General features: G+C 67.9%; 18 protein-coding genes. 15 read left to right on the top strand and 3 right to left on the bottom strand.

From position 1 onward, the window contains the following. Positions 1–59: 59 nt before the first annotated feature. Positions 60–545, bottom strand: a complete 486-nt coding sequence (locus LK10_RS09750; RefSeq protein WP_043122974.1) for a DUF3093 domain-containing protein — start codon at positions 543–545, stop codon at positions 60–62. A gap of 71 nt (positions 546–616) precedes the next feature. Here LK10_RS09750 and dut point away from each other — a divergent pair, with 71 nt between their 5' ends. From dut to LK10_RS09730, 4 genes are all read left to right on the top strand, one after another. Then, a complete protein-coding gene (gene dut, locus LK10_RS09745) occupies positions 617–1,123 on the top strand; it encodes a dUTP diphosphatase (protein ID WP_052207173.1) in 507 nt (168 codons plus the stop codon). Positions 1,124–1,188: 65 nt separating this feature from the next. Further along, a complete protein-coding gene (locus LK10_RS09740; protein ID WP_043122968.1) occupies positions 1,189–1,899 on the top strand; it encodes a DUF3710 domain-containing protein in 711 nt (236 codons plus the stop codon). Between the two features lie 79 nt (positions 1,900–1,978). Beyond that, the gene (locus tag LK10_RS09735; RefSeq protein WP_231567710.1) at positions 1,979–2,209 is read left to right on the top strand and encodes a single stranded DNA-binding domain-containing protein; all 231 of its coding nucleotides are present in this window, start codon (positions 1,979–1,981) and stop codon (positions 2,207–2,209) included. 1 nt (position 2,210) lies between these two features. Further along, positions 2,211–2,915, top strand: coding sequence for a DUF3159 domain-containing protein (locus LK10_RS09730; RefSeq protein ID WP_052207172.1), 705 nt, complete (start codon positions 2,211–2,213; stop codon positions 2,913–2,915). Between the two features lie 18 nt (positions 2,916–2,933). Here the strand turns inward: LK10_RS09730 and LK10_RS09725 are convergent, their stop codons facing one another. Together LK10_RS09725 and LK10_RS09720 are read right to left on the bottom strand one after the other, a co-directional pair. Then, a complete protein-coding gene (locus LK10_RS09725) occupies positions 2,934–3,653 on the bottom strand; it encodes a potassium channel family protein (protein WP_043122966.1) in 720 nt (239 codons plus the stop codon). Then, positions 3,650–4,324: a potassium channel family protein gene (locus LK10_RS09720; RefSeq protein WP_043122964.1), complete on the bottom strand. Its 675-nt coding sequence runs from the start codon at positions 4,322–4,324 to the stop codon at positions 3,650–3,652. Before LK10_RS09720 ends, LK10_RS09725 begins: the two co-directional genes overlap by 4 nt. Positions 4,325–4,465: 141 nt before the next feature. On the opposite strand from LK10_RS09720, the gene LK10_RS09715 reads away from it, so the two are divergent. The 11 genes from LK10_RS09715 to LK10_RS09665 all read left to right on the top strand — a co-directional run bounded on the left by LK10_RS09715 (position 4,466) and on the right by LK10_RS09665 (position 19,603). After that, positions 4,466–6,439: an APC family permease gene (locus LK10_RS09715; protein WP_231567709.1), complete on the top strand. Its 1,974-nt coding sequence runs from the start codon at positions 4,466–4,468 to the stop codon at positions 6,437–6,439. Further along, the gene (locus tag LK10_RS09710; RefSeq protein ID WP_043122961.1) at positions 6,436–7,767 is read left to right on the top strand and encodes a class I SAM-dependent RNA methyltransferase; all 1,332 of its coding nucleotides are present in this window, start codon (positions 6,436–6,438) and stop codon (positions 7,765–7,767) included. The genes LK10_RS09715 and LK10_RS09710 overlap by 4 nt, the downstream gene beginning before the upstream one ends. A 275-nt stretch (positions 7,768–8,042) precedes the next feature. After that, a complete protein-coding gene (locus tag LK10_RS09705; RefSeq protein ID WP_043122960.1) occupies positions 8,043–10,892 on the top strand; it encodes an aconitate hydratase in 2,850 nt (949 codons plus the stop codon). A 150-nt stretch (positions 10,893–11,042) separates the two neighbouring features. Continuing rightward, positions 11,043–13,019: a 1-deoxy-D-xylulose-5-phosphate synthase gene (gene dxs / locus LK10_RS09700; protein WP_043122959.1), complete on the top strand. Its 1,977-nt coding sequence runs from the start codon at positions 11,043–11,045 to the stop codon at positions 13,017–13,019. Further along, a complete protein-coding gene (locus LK10_RS09695; RefSeq protein ID WP_231567708.1) occupies positions 13,016–13,612 on the top strand; it encodes a DUF402 domain-containing protein in 597 nt (198 codons plus the stop codon). Before dxs ends, LK10_RS09695 begins: the two co-directional genes overlap by 4 nt. After that, positions 13,609–14,166 (top strand): hypothetical protein, encoded by a 558-nt coding sequence (locus tag LK10_RS09690; protein ID WP_043122958.1) that lies wholly within the window; start codon positions 13,609–13,611, stop codon positions 14,164–14,166. Before LK10_RS09695 ends, LK10_RS09690 begins: the two co-directional genes overlap by 4 nt. Before the next feature lie 60 nt (positions 14,167–14,226). Then, a complete protein-coding gene (locus tag LK10_RS09685) occupies positions 14,227–15,204 on the top strand; it encodes an aldo/keto reductase (protein WP_043122957.1) in 978 nt (325 codons plus the stop codon). 84 nt (positions 15,205–15,288) lie between these two features. Continuing rightward, on the top strand, positions 15,289–16,302 hold the full coding sequence (locus tag LK10_RS09680) for a nucleoside hydrolase (RefSeq protein ID WP_156144124.1): 1,014 nt from the start codon (positions 15,289–15,291) through the stop codon (positions 16,300–16,302). Positions 16,303–16,384: 82 nt separating this feature from the next. Next, the gene (locus LK10_RS09675) at positions 16,385–17,224 is read left to right on the top strand and encodes a hypothetical protein (RefSeq protein ID WP_052207170.1); all 840 of its coding nucleotides are present in this window, start codon (positions 16,385–16,387) and stop codon (positions 17,222–17,224) included. A 13-nt stretch (positions 17,225–17,237) separates the two neighbouring features. Continuing rightward, complete coding sequence (locus LK10_RS09670) at positions 17,238–18,056, top strand: energy-coupling factor transporter transmembrane component T family protein (RefSeq protein WP_052207169.1); 819 nt, start codon at positions 17,238–17,240, stop codon at positions 18,054–18,056. Further along, entirely contained in the window at positions 18,053–19,603 is a 1,551-nt protein-coding gene (locus tag LK10_RS09665) for an ABC transporter ATP-binding protein (protein ID WP_043122947.1), read from the top strand. The genes LK10_RS09670 and LK10_RS09665 overlap by 4 nt, the downstream gene beginning before the upstream one ends. The last annotated feature ends 47 nt before the right edge of the window (positions 19,604–19,650 follow it).

The raw sequence follows: 19,650 nt of genomic DNA, 5'->3' as shown, positions 1-19,650 counted from the left end.
AGCACGGTGGAATGCGAACGGGGCCGAGCAGATGCTCGGCCCCGTTCGCGTATCCGGCTTCAGGCTTGGCGTCCAGCGAGCGCTTCGACGAGCTTTGCAGGGCGCCGGGTCGAGACGAGCCAGTACGGCGTCGGATCCTCCGGGTCGTCGAGTTCCACGCGTACAACCGGGGAGATCCATCCGCGCATGCAGAGATACGCGCGGCCGTCGAGCCGCGTGCCGCGCTCCGCTGTGGCCTCGTCGCCCAGGAATGCCTCGACGGACGCCACGAACTCGCGTGGCAGGACTGCGCGGCCTGCCCGCAACTCGCCCCGTGTCACGACCACGGCGGGAGTCGTCGCAATGAGGATTCCGAACAGGACGAGGAAGACCAGAATGGCGCCGGTGTACCCCGCCGCAATGCTGATCGGGGCGAGCACGAGGATGCACGCACCCGCGATGCCGACGACGACGACCCAGACCCACCATGAGGGCCAGAGCTTTTCACTGTAGAGGGTCGCCGCGCTGTCGCGGGGCGCGGGACCAGAGGAGGGCGAATCAGGCATGGGTCCAGCTTTCCACCTCGTATAGGCGAGCACCAAAGCAGGAGGCGCGAGCAACCCGATAGAGTGGTCTGGTGACCGCAGCCGAGACGACTGACGACGCCACCGCCCGCACTGCCCTTGAATGGGAGCCCACCCTCGAGATCGAGGTGGTCATGCTCGACGACGGCCTCCCGGCGCCGTCGTACGCCCATCCGGGCGACGCCGGTGCCGACCTGTGCTCGAGGATCGACTTCACGCTCGAGCCCGGTGAGCGGCTTCTTGTTCCGACCGGGGTGAGCATCGCCCTTCCGTTCGGCTACGTTGCGCTCATCCATCCGAGGTCGGGCCTTGCGACCCGGCACGGCCTCACAGTCGTCAACGCTCCAGGCACGGTCGACGCCGGCTACCGGGGAGAGATAGCGGTGACTCTCCTGAACACGGATGCTCGTGAAGCCCTGAGCCTCCGTCGCGGCGATAGAATTGCGCAGATGGTGATCCAGCGCGTCGAGTACGCGCGCTTCGTCCCCGTCGGCTCCCTTTCGGAGTCGGCGCGGGGGACCGGTGGCTTCGGCTCCACTGGAGGATTCTCGGCGCACTAGCGCCTGCACGGACGGGAGGCGCGCGAGGGCGGCTTCGCGGACGGCTGACTGAAGGAGTTGTTGACGTGCTGTTCGGACGTGGCAAGAACGCCAAGCTGACCGCTGAGGATCCCTCGGTGCTCGGCACGCCCCAGCGAGAGGCCGAGCCGGACAAGAGCGGCTTCGGGCGCCCCTCCAAGGGGCCGTTCGATGCAAGCGAGAAGGACACTGCCGTCGGCTACGTCGACCTCGGCGCGATCCTCATCCGTCCCGTTGAAGGGCTCCAGATCCGCCTCGAAGTCGAGGAGGCAACGCGACGTGTCGTCGCAGTGACCCTTGACCTCAACGGCTCGAGCCTGCAGCTTCAAGCGTTTGCCGCCCCCAGGTCGGCAGGCCTCTGGGGAGAGATCCGGGCGCAGATCGCCCAGTCGGTGGCCAGTCAGGGCGGCACGGTGGAGGAAATCGAGGGAAGCTTCGGCCCCGAGCTCATCGCCAAGCTCCCTACGTCCACAGCCGATGGGCGGCGAGGCTATCGCGTAGCGCACTTCATGGGAGTCGACGGGCCCCGTTGGTTCCTGCGCGGCGTCATGTCCGGCAGCGCTGTCATGGACCGGGCGGGAGCGGAGGAGCTCGAAGAACTGTTCCGTTCAGTCGTCGTCGACCGTGGTGAGGCGCCGCTGCCGCCGAGCGAGCTCCTCCCTCTGCGCCTCCCGGTCGACCAGCCCCAGCAGGAGCAGGCCGACGCCCCCGGGTTCGCTGCGCCCGAGCGCGGCCCGGAGATCACGCATCTTGGGTGAGCGCTCCACGCCAGCCCCGCTTGAGTTCTCCCGTCTTCCGGAGCGTGGCGTAGTCGCGGGCGAGGGAGTGATCCGTTCCGTGACGTTCGTCGCACCCTCGGAGGCCCCCCGCTTCACCGCAATGATCGAAGACGCTGGGGCCGAAAGGCCCGGACGGGGCCCGGCGATACGTCTCGTATGGCTCGGGCGCCGCCAGATCCGCGGCATCGGGGCAGGCACGCCTATCCGATTCTCTGGAATGCTTTCCACCGTCGGGGGAGAGCCCACCGTGTACAACCCCCGCTACGAGATCCTCGCGAAGGAAGAGTGAGATGGAGCCCGAGGGACAGCCGCCGAAGGAACCGGGAGCCGCTGAGCTGGCCGCCGCCTATGCCGCCAGGGCAGGGCTCCATCGCCACGCGGACGGGCGGATCGACGTCCTCCGCAGCGCAGGCGGGGTACGCGGCGTCCTCGAGAGCATCCTGCCCGGACTCGTGTTCCTCGTGGCCTTCACCGCGGTGCGGGATCTCGTGCTCTCGGCTGTGCTCTCGCTCGCCGTGGCGGCTGTGTTCGTCGTCGTTCGGCTTTTCACGCGGACTTCTCTGACCCAGGCTTTCGCAGGCATCGTCGGCATCGCTGTCTCCGCTGCCCTCGCCCTCTTCACGGGCAAGGCGGAGAACTTCTACGTCTCGGGCTTCCTGACGAATGCGGCCTACATTCTCGCGCTCGCCATCTCGGTCTTCGTGAAGTGGCCGCTCATGGGAGTGGTCTTCGGTTTCCTGCGCAATGAGGGCGTCCACTGGCGCGGCGATGCTCAGCGGGCTCGGCAATATCGGCTCGGAACCTGGATCATGGTGGCAGTCCTAGGACTGCGGTTGGTCGTCGAGGTACCGCTGTACCTCATGGGCGACGCGGGCCTCGTCGCCCTTGGAGCCATGCGCCTGCTCCTCGGGGTTCCCCTCTACGCGCTCGGGATCTGGCTCGCGTGGCTCGTTACCCGGCCCGCGGCTCCCTCGCCTGAAGCCGCAGGGGACTAGCCCTCACGCGGCGGTGGTTCAGCCGTCGAAGAGGTCGTCCTCGCTCTCCTCCGCCGGAAGTTCCTCCGCTTCTTCGCCGTTGCCCGGCGAGAGGAGGCCCCGCAGCGCATCCTCGGCAGCGATGGTCGTGACGAAGAACAGCTCGTCCCGGTGATCTATCACGTCGTCGATGCTCGGCGTGATGGGGGACTGGTCGCGGAGGATCGCTACAAGGGCCGCGTCGGTGGGCCATTCGACTTGGCCGACGGTACGTCCTATGAGGTCAGAGTTGGCCGGCACGGTGAATTCGACCAGCGACGCGACCCCGGTCTGGAGCGTCAGGAGCCGCACGACATCGCCGATCTCGACTGCCTCTTCGACGAGCGCTGTCATGAGACGAGGGGTGTTGACTGCCACGTCGACGCCCCACGAGCCGTCGAACATCCAGTCGTTCTTGGGGTTGTTGACCCGGCCCACGGTGCGGCCCACACCGAACTCGGTCTTGGCGAGCAGCGAGACGACGAGGTTGACCTTGTCGTCTCCGGTCGCGGCAACGACAACGTCCGCGTCGTCGACCCGCGCCTCCTTCAGGGTCGAGATCTCGCACGCGTCGCCCACGAGCCACTTCGCGCCGCGGAGGCCGCTGCGGCCGATGACCTCGGGCTTGGGGTCGATGAGCAGCACGTCGTGGCGGTGCGCGAGCAGTTCCCGGGCGATGGACGAGCCGACGCTTCCGGCGCCCGCGATGATGACCTTCACAATCCCTCCTTGGCGGGCGGCGCCGCGAGAATGCGGGACACGTCGCCCGAGTCGTCGAGGCTCATCATGACGTGGACCGTGTCCCCCTCCTGATAGCTCGTGCTGGCGCTGGGGAGCATTCCTTCGCCGAAGCGCGTCACATAGGCAACGCGCACGGGGGCCGCCTTCTCGATGGCGGAGAGCGGTTGTCCGAGCCATGCGGGATCGAGATCCACTTCGGTCAGGACGAGCCGGCCGGACGCGTCGCGGAAGTCCCCCGCGATGCCGGCTTCTGGCAGGATGCGGCGCAGCACCTGGTCGGCGCTCCATCGCACCGCCGCGACCGTCGGGATGCCCAGTCGCTGGTAGATCTCGGCGCGGCCGGGGTCATAGATCCTCGCCACGACGTGCGGCACATGGAACGTCTCGCGGGCGACCCGCGTTGCGAGGATGTTGGAGTTGTCGCCGCTCGAGACGGCCGCAAAAGCGTAGGCATCCTCGATCCCGGCTTGGCGCATCGTGTCACGGTCGAAGCCGATGCCCGTGACCTTGCGCCCCCCGAAAGTACGCCGAAGACGGCGGAAAGCCCGGTCGTCCTGGTCGATGATGGCCACCGTGTGGCCCGAGTCCTCGAGTGTGTGCGCGAGGGAGACGCCCACACGCCCGCACCCCATGATCACGTAATGCGCCACCCGCGCTCCTTGCTCCCTCCGGCCAGAAGAAGGCCAACCCGCCTCCGCCGACGGGAGGTTCGAGTCCCAATGTATCGAATCCGCCTCCCGCTGCGGGGCCGCGGACTATGACTTGCCGCGCCCAGCGCATACCGTGTCCTCGTGCTGCAGATACTCAACGGGGTGAAACGGGTGCTCGTCGGGCGTCCGTTCCGCAACGACAGGATGAGCCATACGCTCCTGCCCAAACGGATCGCTCTGCCGATCTTCGCCTCCGACGCCCTCTCCTCCGTCGCTTACGCGCCGGACGAGATCCTCCTCACGTTGGCCCTCGCGGGCGTCGGATCGGTCGCGCTCTCCCCGTGGGTGGGAATCGCCGTCATGCTCGTGCTGCTCACCGTGGTCGCTTCGTACCGCCAGAACGTGCACGCCTACCCTTCCGGCGGCGGCGACTACGAGATCGCGACGACGAACCTCGGCCGCTTCGCCGGGCTCACCGTGGCTTCGGCGCTCCTGGTCGACTACGTCCTCACTGTCGCCGTGTCGATTTCCTCTGCGGCGAACTACCTCACGACCGCCGTGCCGTTCTTCCAAGGCCAGCAGGCGCTCATCGCCGTCGTCGGCGTCCTCATCCTCGCGCTCGTCAATCTGCGCGGCGTCAAGGAGGCCGGCACGGTCTTCGCGGCCCCGACATACATCTTCATGCTCTCGATCATCGGCATGACCCTCGTGGGGCTCGTCCAGTTCCTCACGGGCAATCTGCGCCAGTCCGTCAGTGCGGCGTTCGAAATCGTTCCGAGCGCCGAGTTCAGCCAAGGCCTCGTCGGGCTCGCGGGTGGGTTCCTCTTGCTCCGGGCATTCTCCTCGGGTGCTGCGGCGCTGACTGGGGTCGAGGCGATCAGCAATGGCGTCCCGAACTTCAGGCCCCCGAAGAGCGCGAACGCGGCCCGGACCCTCCTGCTCCTCGGCATCGTCGCTGCGAGCATGCTCGCGGGCATCCTGTTCCTCGCGAGTGCGACCCACGTCCACATGGCGCAGGATCCCTCGAGCGAGCTGACCCTCAACGGAGAGCTCCTTTCGTCGAGCTACGTGCAGTCGCCCGTGATCAGCCAGATCGCCGATGCCGTGTTCGGAAGTGGGAGCATCGCGTTCTACATCGTCGTTGCGGCAACGGGCGTCATCCTTGTCTTCGCCTCGAACACGGCCTTCAACGGCTTCCCGATCCTCGCGTCGATCCTCGCGCAGGACGGTTATCTGCCACGCCAGCTCCGTACGCGCGGCGACCGGCTCGCATTCAGCAACGGCGTCATCCTGCTCGCCGCGGGTGCTCTCGTCCTCATCGTCTCGTTCAACGCCGACGTCACACGGCTCATCCAGCTGTACATCGTGGGCGTCTTCGTGTCCTTCACGGCGAGCCAGTTCGGAATGATCCGCCACTGGACGCGAGAGCTCGGGCGGGTCAAGGACCGCTCGGTGCGGCTGCGCATGCGGCGTTCACGCGTCGTCAACTCGATCGGTTTCGGGATGACGGCGACGGTTCTTGTCATCGTGCTCATCACGAAGTTCGAGCATGGCGCGTGGATCGCGATCCTCGCGATGATCGTCCTTTTCCTCATCATGTGGAGCATCCGTGCCCACTACGACAAGGTGGCTCGGGAACTCGCCGTCGGCGACGACTCGTCGGCGCGCGCCCTGCCGAGCCGCGTCCACGCCGTCCTGCTCGTCTCGCACGTCCGCAAGCCGGTGCTGCGCGCTCTCGCCTATGCTCGTGCGTCGCGCCCATCTCGTCTCGATGCCGTGACGGTGGACATCAGCCCCGAGGAGACGGCCCAGACTGTCGCGGACTGGGAGAAGCTCGACATCCCAGTGCCGCTCACAGTGCTTGCGAGTCCGTACCGCGAGACGGTCACGCCGCTGCTCGAGTACATCGACAGCATGCGGCGCGAGTCGCCGCGGGATCTCATCGTCGTCTACATCCCGGAATACGTCGTCGGCAAATGGTGGGAGCAGCTCGTGCACAACCAGACGGCGCTGCGCATCAAGGCGCGGCTCCACTTCGAACCGGGCGTCATGGTGGCCAGCGTCCCGTGGCAGCTCAAGTCCTCGGAGGCGGCGCGGAGGCTGCAGGAACTGTGAATGACCTGGAACTCCGGCTCGGCCCCATAGCGCACGGCGGCCACACAGTCGCACGCCACGAGGGGCGGGTTGTCTTCGTGCGTCACGGGCTCCCGGGCGAGCTCGTGCGCGTCCGCCTCACGGATACGGAGCCTGAGCGGAGGTTCTGGCGCGGGGATGTCGTCGAAGTCCTCGAAGGCTCGCCCGAACGCCGTGAGCACGTGTGGGCGCCGGCAGATTCCCTCGCCGCGTATGCCGCGGGGAGCGTCCCTGTCGGGGGCGCCGAATTCGGGCACATCAACCTCGCCGAACAGCGGCGGCTCAAGGCTGCGGTCGTGCGCGAACAGCTCTCACGGCTCGCGCACGTCACGCTCGACGTCGAGGTCGAGGCCGTCCCCTTCGAGGCGACGTCCGACGGCGCGGCGCACGACGACGATGGGCTGCACTGGCGCACCCGCTGCAGTTTTGCGGTCGACGACGAGGGCCGGCTCGCGATGCACGCCCACCGCTCCGATGCGGTCGTCCCCATCCGAGACATGCCGCTCGCCGTCCAAGCGATCGAGCGTCTGGGCCTGTGGGACTTGGACCTGTCCGGCGTCGAACGCGTCGAGGTCGCGGCCCCGGCTTCTGGGGAGACCCCGCTCGTTGTCTTCACCCTCGCCGCGGATCTCGGGTCCGCGCGCCTGAGCGCCCTCGCCGAGGCCGTTGGTGACGCGGCCTCTGTGAGCGTGGTGTCGGCGCGAGGCGGTGCGCCGCTCACGCTTCATGGTCGAAGCGCGGTTTCCGAGCAGGTCGGCGAGTACCGCTACACGGTCACGGGAGAGGGATTCTGGCAGATTCACCGTCGCGCCCCGGAGGCACTCATGGCTGCGGTGCTCGACGCCGTGGGGCCCGAACTCGACGAGGGCGCGGCTGCCGCCGATCTCTATGCTGGTGCCGGTCTCTTCACGGCTCCGCTCGCTGCCCGCGTCGGCACTTCCGGCTCGGTGCTTTCGGTCGAGGGTTCCCCGGGGACGAGCCGCGACGCGCGGCGCACGTTCAAGCGGCAGCGGCAGGTCGACGTCGTCCAGGGCCGCGTTGAGCGGGTGCTGCGGCAGCGCGCTGGGCAGCGGCTGGACGCCGTGGTCCTGGACCCGCCCCGCGCTGGCGCGGGGCGGGAAGTCGTGCGGCAACTCGTGGAAGCCGCGCCTCGGGCCGTCGCCTACGTGGCCTGCGACCCGGCCTCGTTCGCGCGCGACCTCGGCTGGCTCCTCGAGGCGGGCTGGAGCCTCGAGTGGGTGCGGGGGTTGGATTTGTACCCGCAGACGCACCACGTAGAGACGGTCGCATTGTTGAAGCCCGGCTCGTAGCCGATTCGGATCAGGGCGGGGGAGGGTACGGACGGTCGCATTGTTGAAGCCCGGCTCGTAGCCGATTTGGATCAGGGCGGGGGAGGGGCGGACGGTCGCATTGTTGAAGCCCGGCTCGTAGTGAATGCTCCCATCGCTTGCCGCAGATCCCGGAACTAGGATGGCACTGGCGCCGAAAGCCCGTCCGCGTCGGACGCAAGCTAGCTTAGGCTTGCCTAACTAGCAACGGTCCTTGCGCGCGGCAAAGATGGCAATGTTGCGAGAGGAGTGGTGCATTGAGCACTGTGGACAGCTTCGGGTCCAAGGGCGTACTTAACGTCGGTGACACCGATTATGAAATTTATCGGCTGAGTGCGGTAGAGGGCTCGGAGTCCCTCCCGTTTAGTCTCAAGGTTCTGCTCGAGAACCTTCTCCGCACCGAGGACGGTGCCAACATCACCGCGGATCACGTTCGCGCCTTGGCTGGGTGGGATCAGAACGCCCAGCCGAGCACGGAGATCCAGTTCACGCCGGCTCGAGTGATCATGCAGGACTTCACGGGTGTCCCTTGCGTCGTCGACCTCGCCACCATGCGTGAGGCGATCAAGGACCTCGGCGGCGACCCCGAGCGCGTCAACCCGCTCGCCCCGGCCGAACTCGTGATCGACCACTCCGTCCAGATCGACGTCTTCGGCAATGCCGGTGCGATCGAGCGGAACATGGAGATCGAGTACCAGCGCAACGGCGAGCGGTACCAGTTCCTCCGCTGGGGCCAGTCGGCTTTCGAAGACTTCAAGGTCGTTCCGCCGGGCATGGGAATCGTGCACCAGGTCAACATCGAGTACCTCGCCCGCACCGTCATGACCCGCGAGGTCGAGACTCCCGAGGGCAAGGTCCTCCGTGCGTACCCGGACACGCTCGTGGGCACCGACTCGCACACCACGATGGTCAACGGTCTCGGTGTTCTCGGCTGGGGCGTCGGCGGCATCGAGGCCGAGGCGGCCATGCTCGGCCAGCCCGTGTCGATGCTCATCCCGCGCGTCGTCGGCTTCAAGCTTTCGGGCTCTATCCCCGCAGGCGCGACGGCGACCGACGTCGTCCTCACGATCACGGAGATGCTCCGCAAGCACGGCGTCGTGGGCAAGTTCGTCGAGTTCTACGGCGAGGGCGTGGCCGAGGTCCCGCTCGCCAACCGCGCGACGATCGGCAACATGAGCCCCGAATTCGGCTCGACCGCCGCGATCTTCCCGATCGATCAGGTCACGCTCGACTACCTGAGCCTTACCGGCCGGCCGGAGGAGAACATCGCGCTCGTTGAGGCGTACGCGAAGGAGCAGGGACTCTGGCACGATCCGTCGCGCGAGCCCCGCTTCTCGGAGTACCTCGAGCTCGACCTCTCGACCGTGGTCCCGTCGATCTCCGGGCCGAAGCGGCCTCAGGACCGAATCGAGCTCTCCGACGCGAAGGAGCAGTTCCGCAAGGACCTGCACAATTACGTCGAGGTCGGGAACGGCCACCCGGCGGCCGGCACTGTCGACGAGACGATCGACGAGTCCTTCCCGGCGTCGGATTCCCCGTCGACCACCCAGGCTGATAGCCACGTACAGGACATCGCTCGTCTCGCCAACCCGGTCGAGTCGGCGGCGAGCGGTGCGTTCGGCCGCCCCTCGCAGCCCGTCCACGTGAAGATGGACGACGGCCGCGAGTTCGAGCTCGACCACGGTGCCGTCTCGATCGCCTCGATCACGTCCTGCACGAACACGTCGAACCCCTCCGTGATGCTTGCCGCCGCGATCCTCGCGCGCAACGCGGTCGAGAAGGGCCTGACCTCCAAGCCTTGGGTCAAGACCTCTGTGGCACCGGGCTCCAAGGTCGTGACGGACTACTACGAGAAGTCGGGCCTTGTGCCGTATCTCGAGAAGCTCGGCTTCTTCACGGTCGGCTACGGCTGCACGACGTGCATCGGCAACTCCGGCCCTCTCGAGGCGGAGATCTCCGAGGCGATCCAGACAAACGACCTCTCGGTCACGTCGGTCCTCTCGGGCAACCGCAACTTCGAGGGCCGCATCAATCCTGACGTGAAGATGAACTACCTCGCGTCGCCGCCGCTCGTCATCGCCTACGCCCTCGCCGGCACCATGGACTTCGACTTCGAGTCGGAGCCCCTCGGTCAGGACCAAGACGGGAACGACGTGTTCCTCAAGGACATCTGGCCGAACCCGACCGAGGTCCAGCAGGTGATGGACGCCTCGATCGACCAGGACATGTTCACGAAGTCGTACGCGACGATCTTCGACGGCGACGAGCGGTGGCAGTCCCTGCCGACGCCGACCGGCTCGACGTTCGAGTGGAACGACGAGTCGACATACGTTCGGAAGCCCCCGTACTTCGAGGGTATGACGGCGCAGCCGGAGCCTGTCTCCGACATCGAGGGCGCGCGCGTTCTCCTCAAGCTCGGCGACTCGGTGACAACCGACCACATCTCTCCGGCCGGCTCGTTCAAGTCGGACACGCCTGCGGGACAGTACCTGCTCGCGAACGGCGTCGAGCGGAAGGACTTCAACTCCTACGGCTCGCGTCGCGGCAACCACGAGGTCATGATCCGCGGTACCTTCGCGAACATCCGCATCAAGAACCAGCTCCTGGACGGCGTCGAGGGCGGCTTCACGAAGGACTTCACTCAGGACGGCGCCCCGCAGGCCTACGTCTACGACGCCGCCGTGAACTACGAGAAGGCCGGCACGCCGCTCGTCGTGCTCGCGGGCAAGGAGTACGGCTCCGGATCCTCGCGCGACTGGGCCGCGAAGGGCACCGCGCTCCTCGGGGTCAAGGCCGTCATCGCCGAGAGCTACGAGCGCATCCACCGCTCGAACCTCATCGGCATGGGTGTGCTGCCGCTGCAGTTCCCCGAGGGCGAGTCAGCAGCGACCCTCGGGCTCACGGGCAACGAGGTGTACTCCGTGGAGGGCATCACGAAGCTCAACGAGGGTTCGACGCCGCAGACCGTCAAGGTGACTGCCACGGCCGAAGACGGCGGCACGAAGTCATTCGACGCCGTCGTCCGCATCGACACACCCGGTGAGGCTGACTACTACCGCAACGGCGGGATCCTGCAGTACGTGCTGCGGCAGATCTCCGCGAAGTGAGGCGTCTGGCGGAGCTCTGACGAGCCGCCTGCCGCCACATGCCCTGAGGGCCCCCACAGCTGTGGGGGCCCTCAGCCGTTCGCGTGAACCGGGCCCCTGCTGGGGAAGGGGCTACAGTGGGTTGAGCAGTTTTCGAGCAAGGAGTGGCCCTTGGGCATTCTGGAGAGCATCCGCGGACCGAAAGACCTCGACCGCCTCACCTCCCAGGAGCTGACGGATTTGGCCGACGAGATCCGTCGCTTCCTCATCCGCAACGTTGCACAGACCGGGGGCCATCTGGGCCCGAACCTCGGCGTCGTCGAGCTGACCCTCGCGCTCCACCGGGTCTTCGATTCGCCGCGCGACAGCATCATCTTCGACACCGGACACCAGTCCTACGTCCACAAGCTCATCACCGGCCGGCAGGACTTCTCGTCGCTGCGTCAGCAAGGGGGCCTTTCTGGGTACCCCTCCCGCGCTGAGAGCGAACACGACATCGTCGAGTCCTCGCACGCGTCCTCGTCCCTGTCCTGGGCGGACGGCATCTCCAAGGCCCACAAGCTGACAGGGCAGGGCGACCGCCATACCGTCGTCGTGGTGGGCGACGGCGCCCTCACTGGCGGTATGGCATGGGAGGCGCTCAACAACATCGCGGCGGACAAGGATCGGCGCATCGTGATCGTCGTCAACGACAATGGCCGCTCGTACGCTCCCACGGTGGGCGGCTTCGCGGACTACCTCGCCTCCCTGCGCCCCGCGATCGACGCCGTGCGGGCAGCTCCCGCCTACGAGGGAACCCTCGCGTTCTGGAAGAAGCGCCTGCAAGAGGGCGGGCCGGTGGGCCGGTTCACGTACAGGGGCCTGCACGCCGCCAAGAAGGGCGTCAAGGACTGGTGGGCACCGCAGGGCATGTTCGAGGACCTTGGGCTCAAGTATCTCGGCCCGGTCGACGGGCACGACGAGCGGGCCCTGGAGAACGCGCTCACAGCCGCCAAGCACTTTGCCGGGCCGGTGATCGTCCACGCCATGACGGAGAAGGGGCGCGGGTATGCGCCCGCACGGGCCGACGAGGCGGACCAGTTCCATGCGGTCGGCGTCATCGATCCGCTGACCGGCGTTCCCCTGACGTCGGGCGGCGCCGCCTCCTGGACGAGTGTCTTCGCCGAAGAGATCGCCGCGATCGCGGACGAGCGTCCCGATGTCGTCGGCATCACCGGTGCCATGCTCATCCCGGTGGGCCTGCACAAGTTCGCCGAGCGCCACCCAGACCGCGTCTTCGATGTCGGCATCGCCGAGCAGCATGCGATGACGAGCGCGGCGGGTATGGCCTTCGGCGGCCTCCATCCGGTCGTTGCCGTCTACTCGACCTTCCTCAACCGCGCCTACGATCAGCTGCTCATGGATGTGGCCCTCCACAAGGCCGGGGTGACGATCGTCCTGGACCGCGCTGGGGTCACGGGGCCGGACGGTGCGAGCCATCACGGCCAGTGGGACATGGCCCTCGTGCAGAACGTCCCCGGCCTTCACCTTGCCGCGCCGCGGGATGCCACGAGGCTCCGCGAGGAATTGCGGGAAGCGATCGCCATCTCGGATGCGCCGACCGTCGTGCGGTTCTCGAAGGGGAGTGTCGGGCCGGAGACGGAGGCCCTCGAGCGTCTCGCCGACGGCGTCGATGTGCTGCGCCGCACTGGAACCGAGCGTGGCAAGGACGGAGATGTGCTCCTCGTCGCGGTCGGCGCGATGAGCGATCTCGCGCTCGACGTCGCCGAGCGGCTCGACCATCAGGGGATCAGCTCGACGGTCGTTGACCCGCGATGGGTCCTGCCGGTCCCGAAGAGCGTCATCCGGCTCGCGGCCCAGCATCGGATTGTGGTGTGCCTCGAGGACGGGGTAAGGGCCGGCGGCGTCGGCTCACGTATCCGGCAGGAGATGAGGGCTGTCGGCGTCGACACGGCACTCAATGAGGTCGGCCTCCCGGTCGAGTTCCTCGACCACGGAACACGGTCCGAGGTCCTTGCACGGGTCGGCCTGACGGCGCAGCAGATCACGCACGATATCGTTGCGCAGGTTCTCGGCATGAAGGTTCCGTTCGCCCGCCCCTTGCCCGGGCAGTCGGCTCCGCGCACCGGTAGCCTTCCAAAGCTGTGATCCGCGGCTCCGGCGTGCCCTTCGCGGACCACAGCCCTGCCGACTTCCCGCGCCCGGGCGATCTCGTCGTCGCCCGCAACCGCAAGTGGGACGGCTCGGTGCATTGGGTGGTCCCGGGGGTCCACCTTGGCGAGGACGAACACGGTTGGTGGACCTATCAGGGGCGGGGAGAATTCATCTCGCGCCCCGGCATGGCGCTCTATACGCTCACCGACGCTGTGCTGCTCGTGCCCCGAGACGGCGACTACGCCGCTACGTTCTACGATGAGGCCAACCCCGGCGAATTCCGCGTCTATGTCGATCTCGCGTGGGACCTCTCGTGGCGGCGTATCAGGCAGGACCCTGACGGCACGGTCGAATTCCACATGATCGATATGGATCTCGACGTCATCCGCGCCGCGGGGCGGGGGGTTTTCGTCGACGACGAGGACGAGTTCGAGGAGCACCGCGCGAGCATGGCCTATCCGGACGAGCTCGTGCGGGCAGTGAGGGCCGAGTGCGCACGGCTCGTCGAGCGCGTGCGCGATCGTGTGGGACCGTTCAGCGGCGTCGCCGACGCATGGCTCGCCCAGGGAAGAAAGGACTTCACATGAGTTTCCTGCGTGTCTACCGCAGACGGGACGACGCCACGCTCGAATTCCGGGAGGCGTGGTACGACGACGAGGCGGCCCAGTTCGTCGTGAACCACGGCGTCGTGGGTCATGTCTCGACAACCAAGGAGACGAACGACGTCGACGCTGCCGCCGCCGAGGGTCTTCTCGACGCCTTCGCCTCCCAATGCGAGGAAGACGGCTTCGCGGAGGTCCCGGAGGCGGATCAGGATCGGGTCGCGGCCCAGTTCGCCCTGAAGAGCCAAGCGGGAACCGAGCGGGACCGCTTCCTTGAGCAGCAGGCCGTGCGCGCGCTCACGGGGCACCTCGCGTGGCGGGGACTCGGGACGGTCGAAGAGAGCTCCATCGGGGCAGGGCGCCTGACGATCTTCATGCGGACGGTCGACGCGGCCAAGGCCGTGACTGCCATCAAGACGTGCCTGCGCGAGAACACGAGTGACTTCACCAAGCTCTCGATCGCTGTTGCGAGAGCCGATGCGCCCGAGGACTTCAAGCTCAGGCACGCTCCTACCGGAATCCGCAGCTTCTCGCTCTAGCTCCATACGGCCCTTCGCCCGGCTGGCAGTCCTGTCAGGGGGCGCGAGTAGGCTGGCGCTATGACTGACTACCGCCGTTTGGGCCGTTCGGGCCTCACCGTGTCCACCGTCGGCTTGGGTTGCAACAATCTGGGCCGTGCCAACACTCCCACCGAGACGCAGGAGGGCACCGACGCGGTCGTCCACGCAGCCATCGACGCGGGGATCACCCTGTTCGACGTTGCCGATGTGTACGGCAAGACGCCAGGGCTGAGCGAGGAGATGCTCGGCCGGGCGCTCAAGGGCCAGCGCGAGGACGTCGTGGTTGCCACGAAGTTCGGCATGGACATGCACGGGGCGAACGGCAAGGACTTCGGGGCACGTGGTTCGCGCCGCTACATCAAGCAGGCGATCGAGGCGTCCCTGCGCCGGCTCGACACCGACTGGATCGACCTGTACCAGTTCCATACGCCGGACCCGGAGACTCCCATCGAGGAGACCCTTTCCGCGCTCGACGACCTCGTCCGTGAGGGGAAGGTCCGCTACATCGGGCACTCCAACCGGACTGGCTGGCAGGTGGCAGAGGCAGAGTTCACGGCGCGGATCGGTGGCTACACCCCCTTCATCTCGAGCCAGAACCACTACAATCTTCTGGACCGGCGAGCCGAACTCGAGGTGACGCAGGCGGCTGAGGCCTACGGCCTGGGAGTGCTTCCGTACTTCCCGCTTGCCAACGGGCTCCTCACGGGCAAGTACTCGCGCGGCGTCGCGCCCGAGGGCTCACGGCTCTCCCACACCCGCACCAACCTCGTTCACGACGCGGACTGGGACCAGCTCGACAGGTTCTCCGCCTTCGCGGAAGAGCGCGGCCTGACCGAACTCCAGGTCGCGTTCTCGTGGCTCGCTGCGCAGCCGTCCGTGGCCAGTGTCATCGCGGGAGCGACGAGGCCAGAACAGATCCGCGAGAACGCGGAGGCGGCGTCGTGGCAGCCTAGCCCAGAAGACCTTGCCGAGCTCGACGAGATCTTCCCGCGCACGCCGAAGGTCGCGCTCTTCTGAGCGCACACGCACTCAAGCACGGCAATGCATGACGCAGCCCGCCCCGTAATGCACGAGGCGCGTCGGGAACCCGTGTCCATTCTCATGGACTGCGACACGGGCATCGACGACGCGCTCGCGCTCGTCTATCTGTGCAGCCAGCCACACGTCGAACTCGTCGCTGTCACGAGCACCCCGGGCAACGTCGACGCCGAGCAGGTGGCGCGGAACAATCTCGCGCTTCTCGACCTCTGCGGGCGATCCGACGTTCCAGTCGCCGTCGGCGCCCAGGCTCCTCTCGGCATCCCTCTCGTGACGACCCCTGAAACGCACGGTCCCCAAGGCATCGGCTACGCGGAACTCCCGGTGTCAAGACGCGGCATCGAGCGACGGGACGCCGTCGAGCTCTGGGTCGAAGCGGCTCGCGCCCGCCCAGGGGAGCTCACCGCGCTCCTGACTGCGCCACTGACGAACTTCGCCCTCGCCCTCCGGGCCGAGCCTCGTCTCCCCGAGCTCCTGCGCGGCGTCGTGATCATGGGCGGGGCGTACTACTACCAAGGGAACACGACGCCGACGGCCGAGTGGAACACGCACGTGGACCCGGAAGCCGCCGCCGAGGTGTTCCGGGCGTTCGCGGGGCAGCCGGAGGAGCGGCTGCCGATCGTGTGTGCTCTTGAGACGACGGAACGCATCGAGATGCGACCAGAGCATGTTGCGGCGCTTGCGCGCGCTGCCGGATGTGCGAAACCCGAGCTGGTGGATCCGGACCATGCGCCGGGGCTGCGAAGCCAAGCGTCGAATCCGCTCGTCCGGCACCTGAGCGACATGCTCCGCTTCTATTTCGAGTTCCATCGCGACTACGACCAGGGCTACGTGGCCCACGTCCATGACTACTTCGCAGCGAGCGTCGCGGCCGGGACGGCCAATTTCTCGACGCGAACCGCCACGGTGCACGTCGAAACAAGTGCCCCTCGGCTCCTCGGCACGACTATCGCCGACTACCGGGGCCTGTGGGGCGAGGCACCGAACGCGCGGATCGTGTGGAGCAATCAGCCGGACGAGGCCTTCAAGGAACTCGTGGCGGCCGTTGGTGGGCTCGCGGCTGGGCTAGACTTTTGAGGGTTCCCGTGCATACGGGGTCGCCGAGGTGACATAGGCGAATCAAACATCCAGCAACTCCTAACCGAAGGACAGCGCCCCCATGTCGCATCCCCTGACGGTCGAGGCGCCGCGCCGCTCGCCCCTGAGGACTACGCTCACCGTCCTCGGCGCCGTGGCCGTCGCCGCGACCTACGCCTTCCTTGTCGTGTCCCAGCCGGCCGACGTCGCCAACGGCCCGACGGCGGCTGGCGCCCTCGTCGCGCTGACCGGCTTCGGCATCGCCATGGTGCTGCTCTTCGCCGGCATCCTCCCGTCCCTTCCGACGACGACGCTTGCGCTCATCCCCGTCGCACTCGTGCTCAACATCGTCCTCGGCCAGTTCGTCGGCAGCACCCTCATCCCGATCTACCTCGACTCGATCGGCACCGTGCTCGTCGGGTTCCTCGCAGGCTCCGCCGCGGGCGCCGCGACCGGCCTGCTGAGCACGCTCGTCTGGTCATTCTTCAACCCCACCGTGCTCCCGTTTGCTGCGGGAGCGGCGGCGATCGGTGCTCTGGCAGGCCTCGCGGCCCGGCTCGGCGTCGTTCGGCGCTTCTACCTCGTGCCGGTAGCGGGTCTCGTCACAGGCTTTGTCGCAGCGGCCATCGCGGCCCCTATCGCCGTCATCGTCTTCGGCGGCACCGCCACGGGCGCCACGGGTGCCGTCATTGCACTCTTCCGTGCGGCAGGGCAGAACCTCGTCCAATCCGTCACAACGGGTGCCTTCACTTCCGATCTCCCCGACAAGCTCGTCACGTTCTCCGTGGCGGCCGCGCTGGCGTATGCCCTGCCACGCCGGAGCACCCAGCGCTTCGAGTTCGTGCGGCGTCACCGTGTCCTGGCGGGAGCAAAGCACGCCACCGGCCAACGCGCCGACGGTGAGGCTGCGACGGCTGCATGACCGGCCGCATGACTTGAGCCGCCCTGAAACCGGCCCGGCAGGCCTCGCATTCGGCGAGAGCGGCGGAACAGGCCGTTTGAACCCCCTCACGGGCCTGGCCTTCGCCGGCTCCGCAGTGGTCGCGTGCCTTGCGTGGGCCTCGTGGGTCGTTTGGGCCGGTGCACTCGCTGCGTCTCTCGTGGCCGCGGCGAAGGCCGGAATCCTGCGGCGGGTGGTCGCGGCGGCCTCGGTCGTCGTCGTCCCGTTCGCCCTCTGGGCGCTCGTGATCCATGGGCTGTTCTTCCCGGAAGGCCGAACCGTGCTCCTCGAGATCGGTCCCGCACGAGTGACGTCGGAGGGGCTCGCCTACGCGGGAGCCTTCGTCCTCCGTACCGCGTCGCTCGTCGTCGTCATGCTGGCCTTCTCGCTGTGGGTCAGCGTTCCCACCCTGCGTGCCGCCCTCGTGCGCAGGGGCGCGCCAGCGCAGCTCGGCTACGTTCTGGCGTCCGCGCTCGGACTCGCGGCGACGGTGGCCGAGCGGCTTCAGCGCATCCGAGAAGCCCAGGAGGCACGCGGTCTCATTGTGCGAAGCGGGCCCGCGGGGCGGGTGCTTGCCGCGCGGCTGCAGGTCGTGCCCCTTGTCCTCCAACTCGTCGACGAGGCGGGGGAGCGCGGCGCCGCTCTCGAGGCCAGGGGATACTCCCTTCCCGGCCGGCGCACCTCCTACCTGGACGAGCCAGACTCGCGCACCCAGCGGGTCGTTCGTTGGGCTCTGGCTGTCGTGTGCGCCGGCGTTGTGGCGTCCGTCGTCATTCCCGCCGTCGTCGGCGTCCTGACGGGAGCGAGGCGATGAGTTCTCTTGCATTGGGGGCTCACGTCCGCAGCTTCGCGTACGACGACGGCTGCGAGCCCCTCCTGCGGAACGTGCGCCTTGAGCTCGTCCCCGGCTCGCTCACAGCTGTCCTTGGTGCCTCGGGCAGCGGCAAGTCGACACTCGCGAAGGTTCTCGCCGGTTGGGCCATCGCTGGCGGGCATGGCAGGCTCGACGGCACCCTTCAGCTGGGTCGGAGCGGCACCGCGGAACGGCTCGACTTCCGCGGCTTGCCCGATGATCCCCGGTTGCGGCTTGGCGCGTGGGGCCAGCATGTGGCCTACGTGCCGCAGCGCGCCGCAGACCTTCTCACGGGAGCGGCCGCGACGGTGGGGGAGGAACTGGCCTTCGCGCTCGAGCAGCGCGGCACGCCCCGGGCGGAGATGCTCGTGCAGGTGGATTCGGCGGCGCGCGCCGTCGGACTCGGCGAGTTCCTGCTGAGGGACCCGCGCCGGCTTTCGGGAGGCGAGCAGCGGCGCCTCGCCATCGCGTGCGCGCTCGTTGGCCGCCCGGACGTCGTCCTGCTCGACGAGCCGAGTGCGTCGCTGGACGCCCAGGGCCTCGTTGCCCTGTCACAGCTCGTTGACACCCTTCGGACCGCAGGGGCGGCCGTCGTCGTGTTCTCGGCGGCGGATGACCCGATTGCGCGAGCCGCCGGGCATTGGCTCCTCCTCGAAGGAGGTGCCGTGGCCGCGGAAGGGCCGCCGGACGAGGTGGAAGGGAGCGCCGCGTTCACCGCTTCCGGAGTGCTGCGCGAGGGTGCAGCGACTCCCCGAGCGCCCCGGCTCGTTGGGGGAGACGCCGACGCTCCTACACCGCTGGCCGAGCTCGACCGCGTCACGTTCGTGTACCCGGACGCACATCACGCCGAGCGCCGGCGGCACCGCGAAGTCTCCGGACCCAGCATGCCCGTGCTCGATGAGGCGAGCTTCGCTGTCCTCCCGGGCGAGGTGGTGGCTCTCACCGGCCCGAACGGAGCTGGCAAGTCGACGTCCCTGAGGCATCTCGCTGGCCTCCTGCGGCCACAGGGGGGCAGCGTCCGGATCGGAGGCCGCGACATTCTCGCGGAGCCGGCAGGCCGCGTCGCCGCAACTGTCGGCACTCTTTTCCAAGAACCGCGGGACCAGCTGTTCGAGCGCACGGCCCTGCGCGAGGTTGCATTCGGACTCGCGGGGCACCGAAGGGGCTTCCTCGGAGCGTCGCGAGACGAGGCGCACACCCGGGCGCTCGAAGCGCTCGACGCCGTCGGCCTCGTTCGGCACGCGGACGCACACCCCTACGAGCTCTCCATGTCGGAGCAGCGGCTCCTCGCCCTCGCAACGGTGCTTGCGCGGCAGCCCCGCGTCCTGCTCCTCGATGAACCGACCGTGGGCCTCGACCGCTTCGGGCTCGCCCGGCTCCAAGCGGCGGTTCGCCGGGCTGCCGAAGGGGGAGCCGCCGTCGTCCTCTCGACACACGCCCTTGCGTGGGCGCGTCGGCAGGCTGACCGCGGCCTCGTCTTGGCCAAGGGCCGATTTGAAGAGGCATGAGCTTCGAAGAGGCATGAGCGTCGAAGAGGCACGAAGCGTCGAAGAGG

The organism is Sinomonas humi (genome assembly GCF_000802235.1).
Lineage (GTDB): Bacteria > Actinomycetota > Actinomycetes > Actinomycetales > Micrococcaceae > Sinomonas > Sinomonas humi.
The sequence above is the reverse complement of the archived record's forward strand: the minus strand, read 5'-3'. Positions and strand labels throughout refer to the sequence as shown.

Excerpts from the sequence above, each read along its gene's own strand:
- LK10_RS09750 (WP_043122974.1), bottom strand. The coding sequence starts at position 545 with ATGCCTGATTCGCCCTCCTCTGGTCCCGCGCCCCGCGACAGCGCGGCG.
- LK10_RS09730 (WP_052207172.1), top strand. The coding sequence starts at position 2,211 with ATGGAGCCCGAGGGACAGCCGCCGAAGGAACCGGGAGCCGCTGAGCTG.
- LK10_RS09690 (WP_043122958.1), top strand. The coding sequence starts at position 13,609 with ATGAGTTTCCTGCGTGTCTACCGCAGACGGGACGACGCCACGCTCGAA.
- LK10_RS09685 (WP_043122957.1), top strand. The coding sequence starts at position 14,227 with ATGACTGACTACCGCCGTTTGGGCCGTTCGGGCCTCACCGTGTCCACC.
- LK10_RS09680 (WP_156144124.1), top strand. The coding sequence starts at position 15,289 with ATGGACTGCGACACGGGCATCGACGACGCGCTCGCGCTCGTCTATCTG.
- LK10_RS09675 (WP_052207170.1), top strand. The coding sequence starts at position 16,385 with ATGTCGCATCCCCTGACGGTCGAGGCGCCGCGCCGCTCGCCCCTGAGG.
- LK10_RS09665 (WP_043122947.1), top strand. The coding sequence starts at position 18,053 with ATGAGTTCTCTTGCATTGGGGGCTCACGTCCGCAGCTTCGCGTACGAC.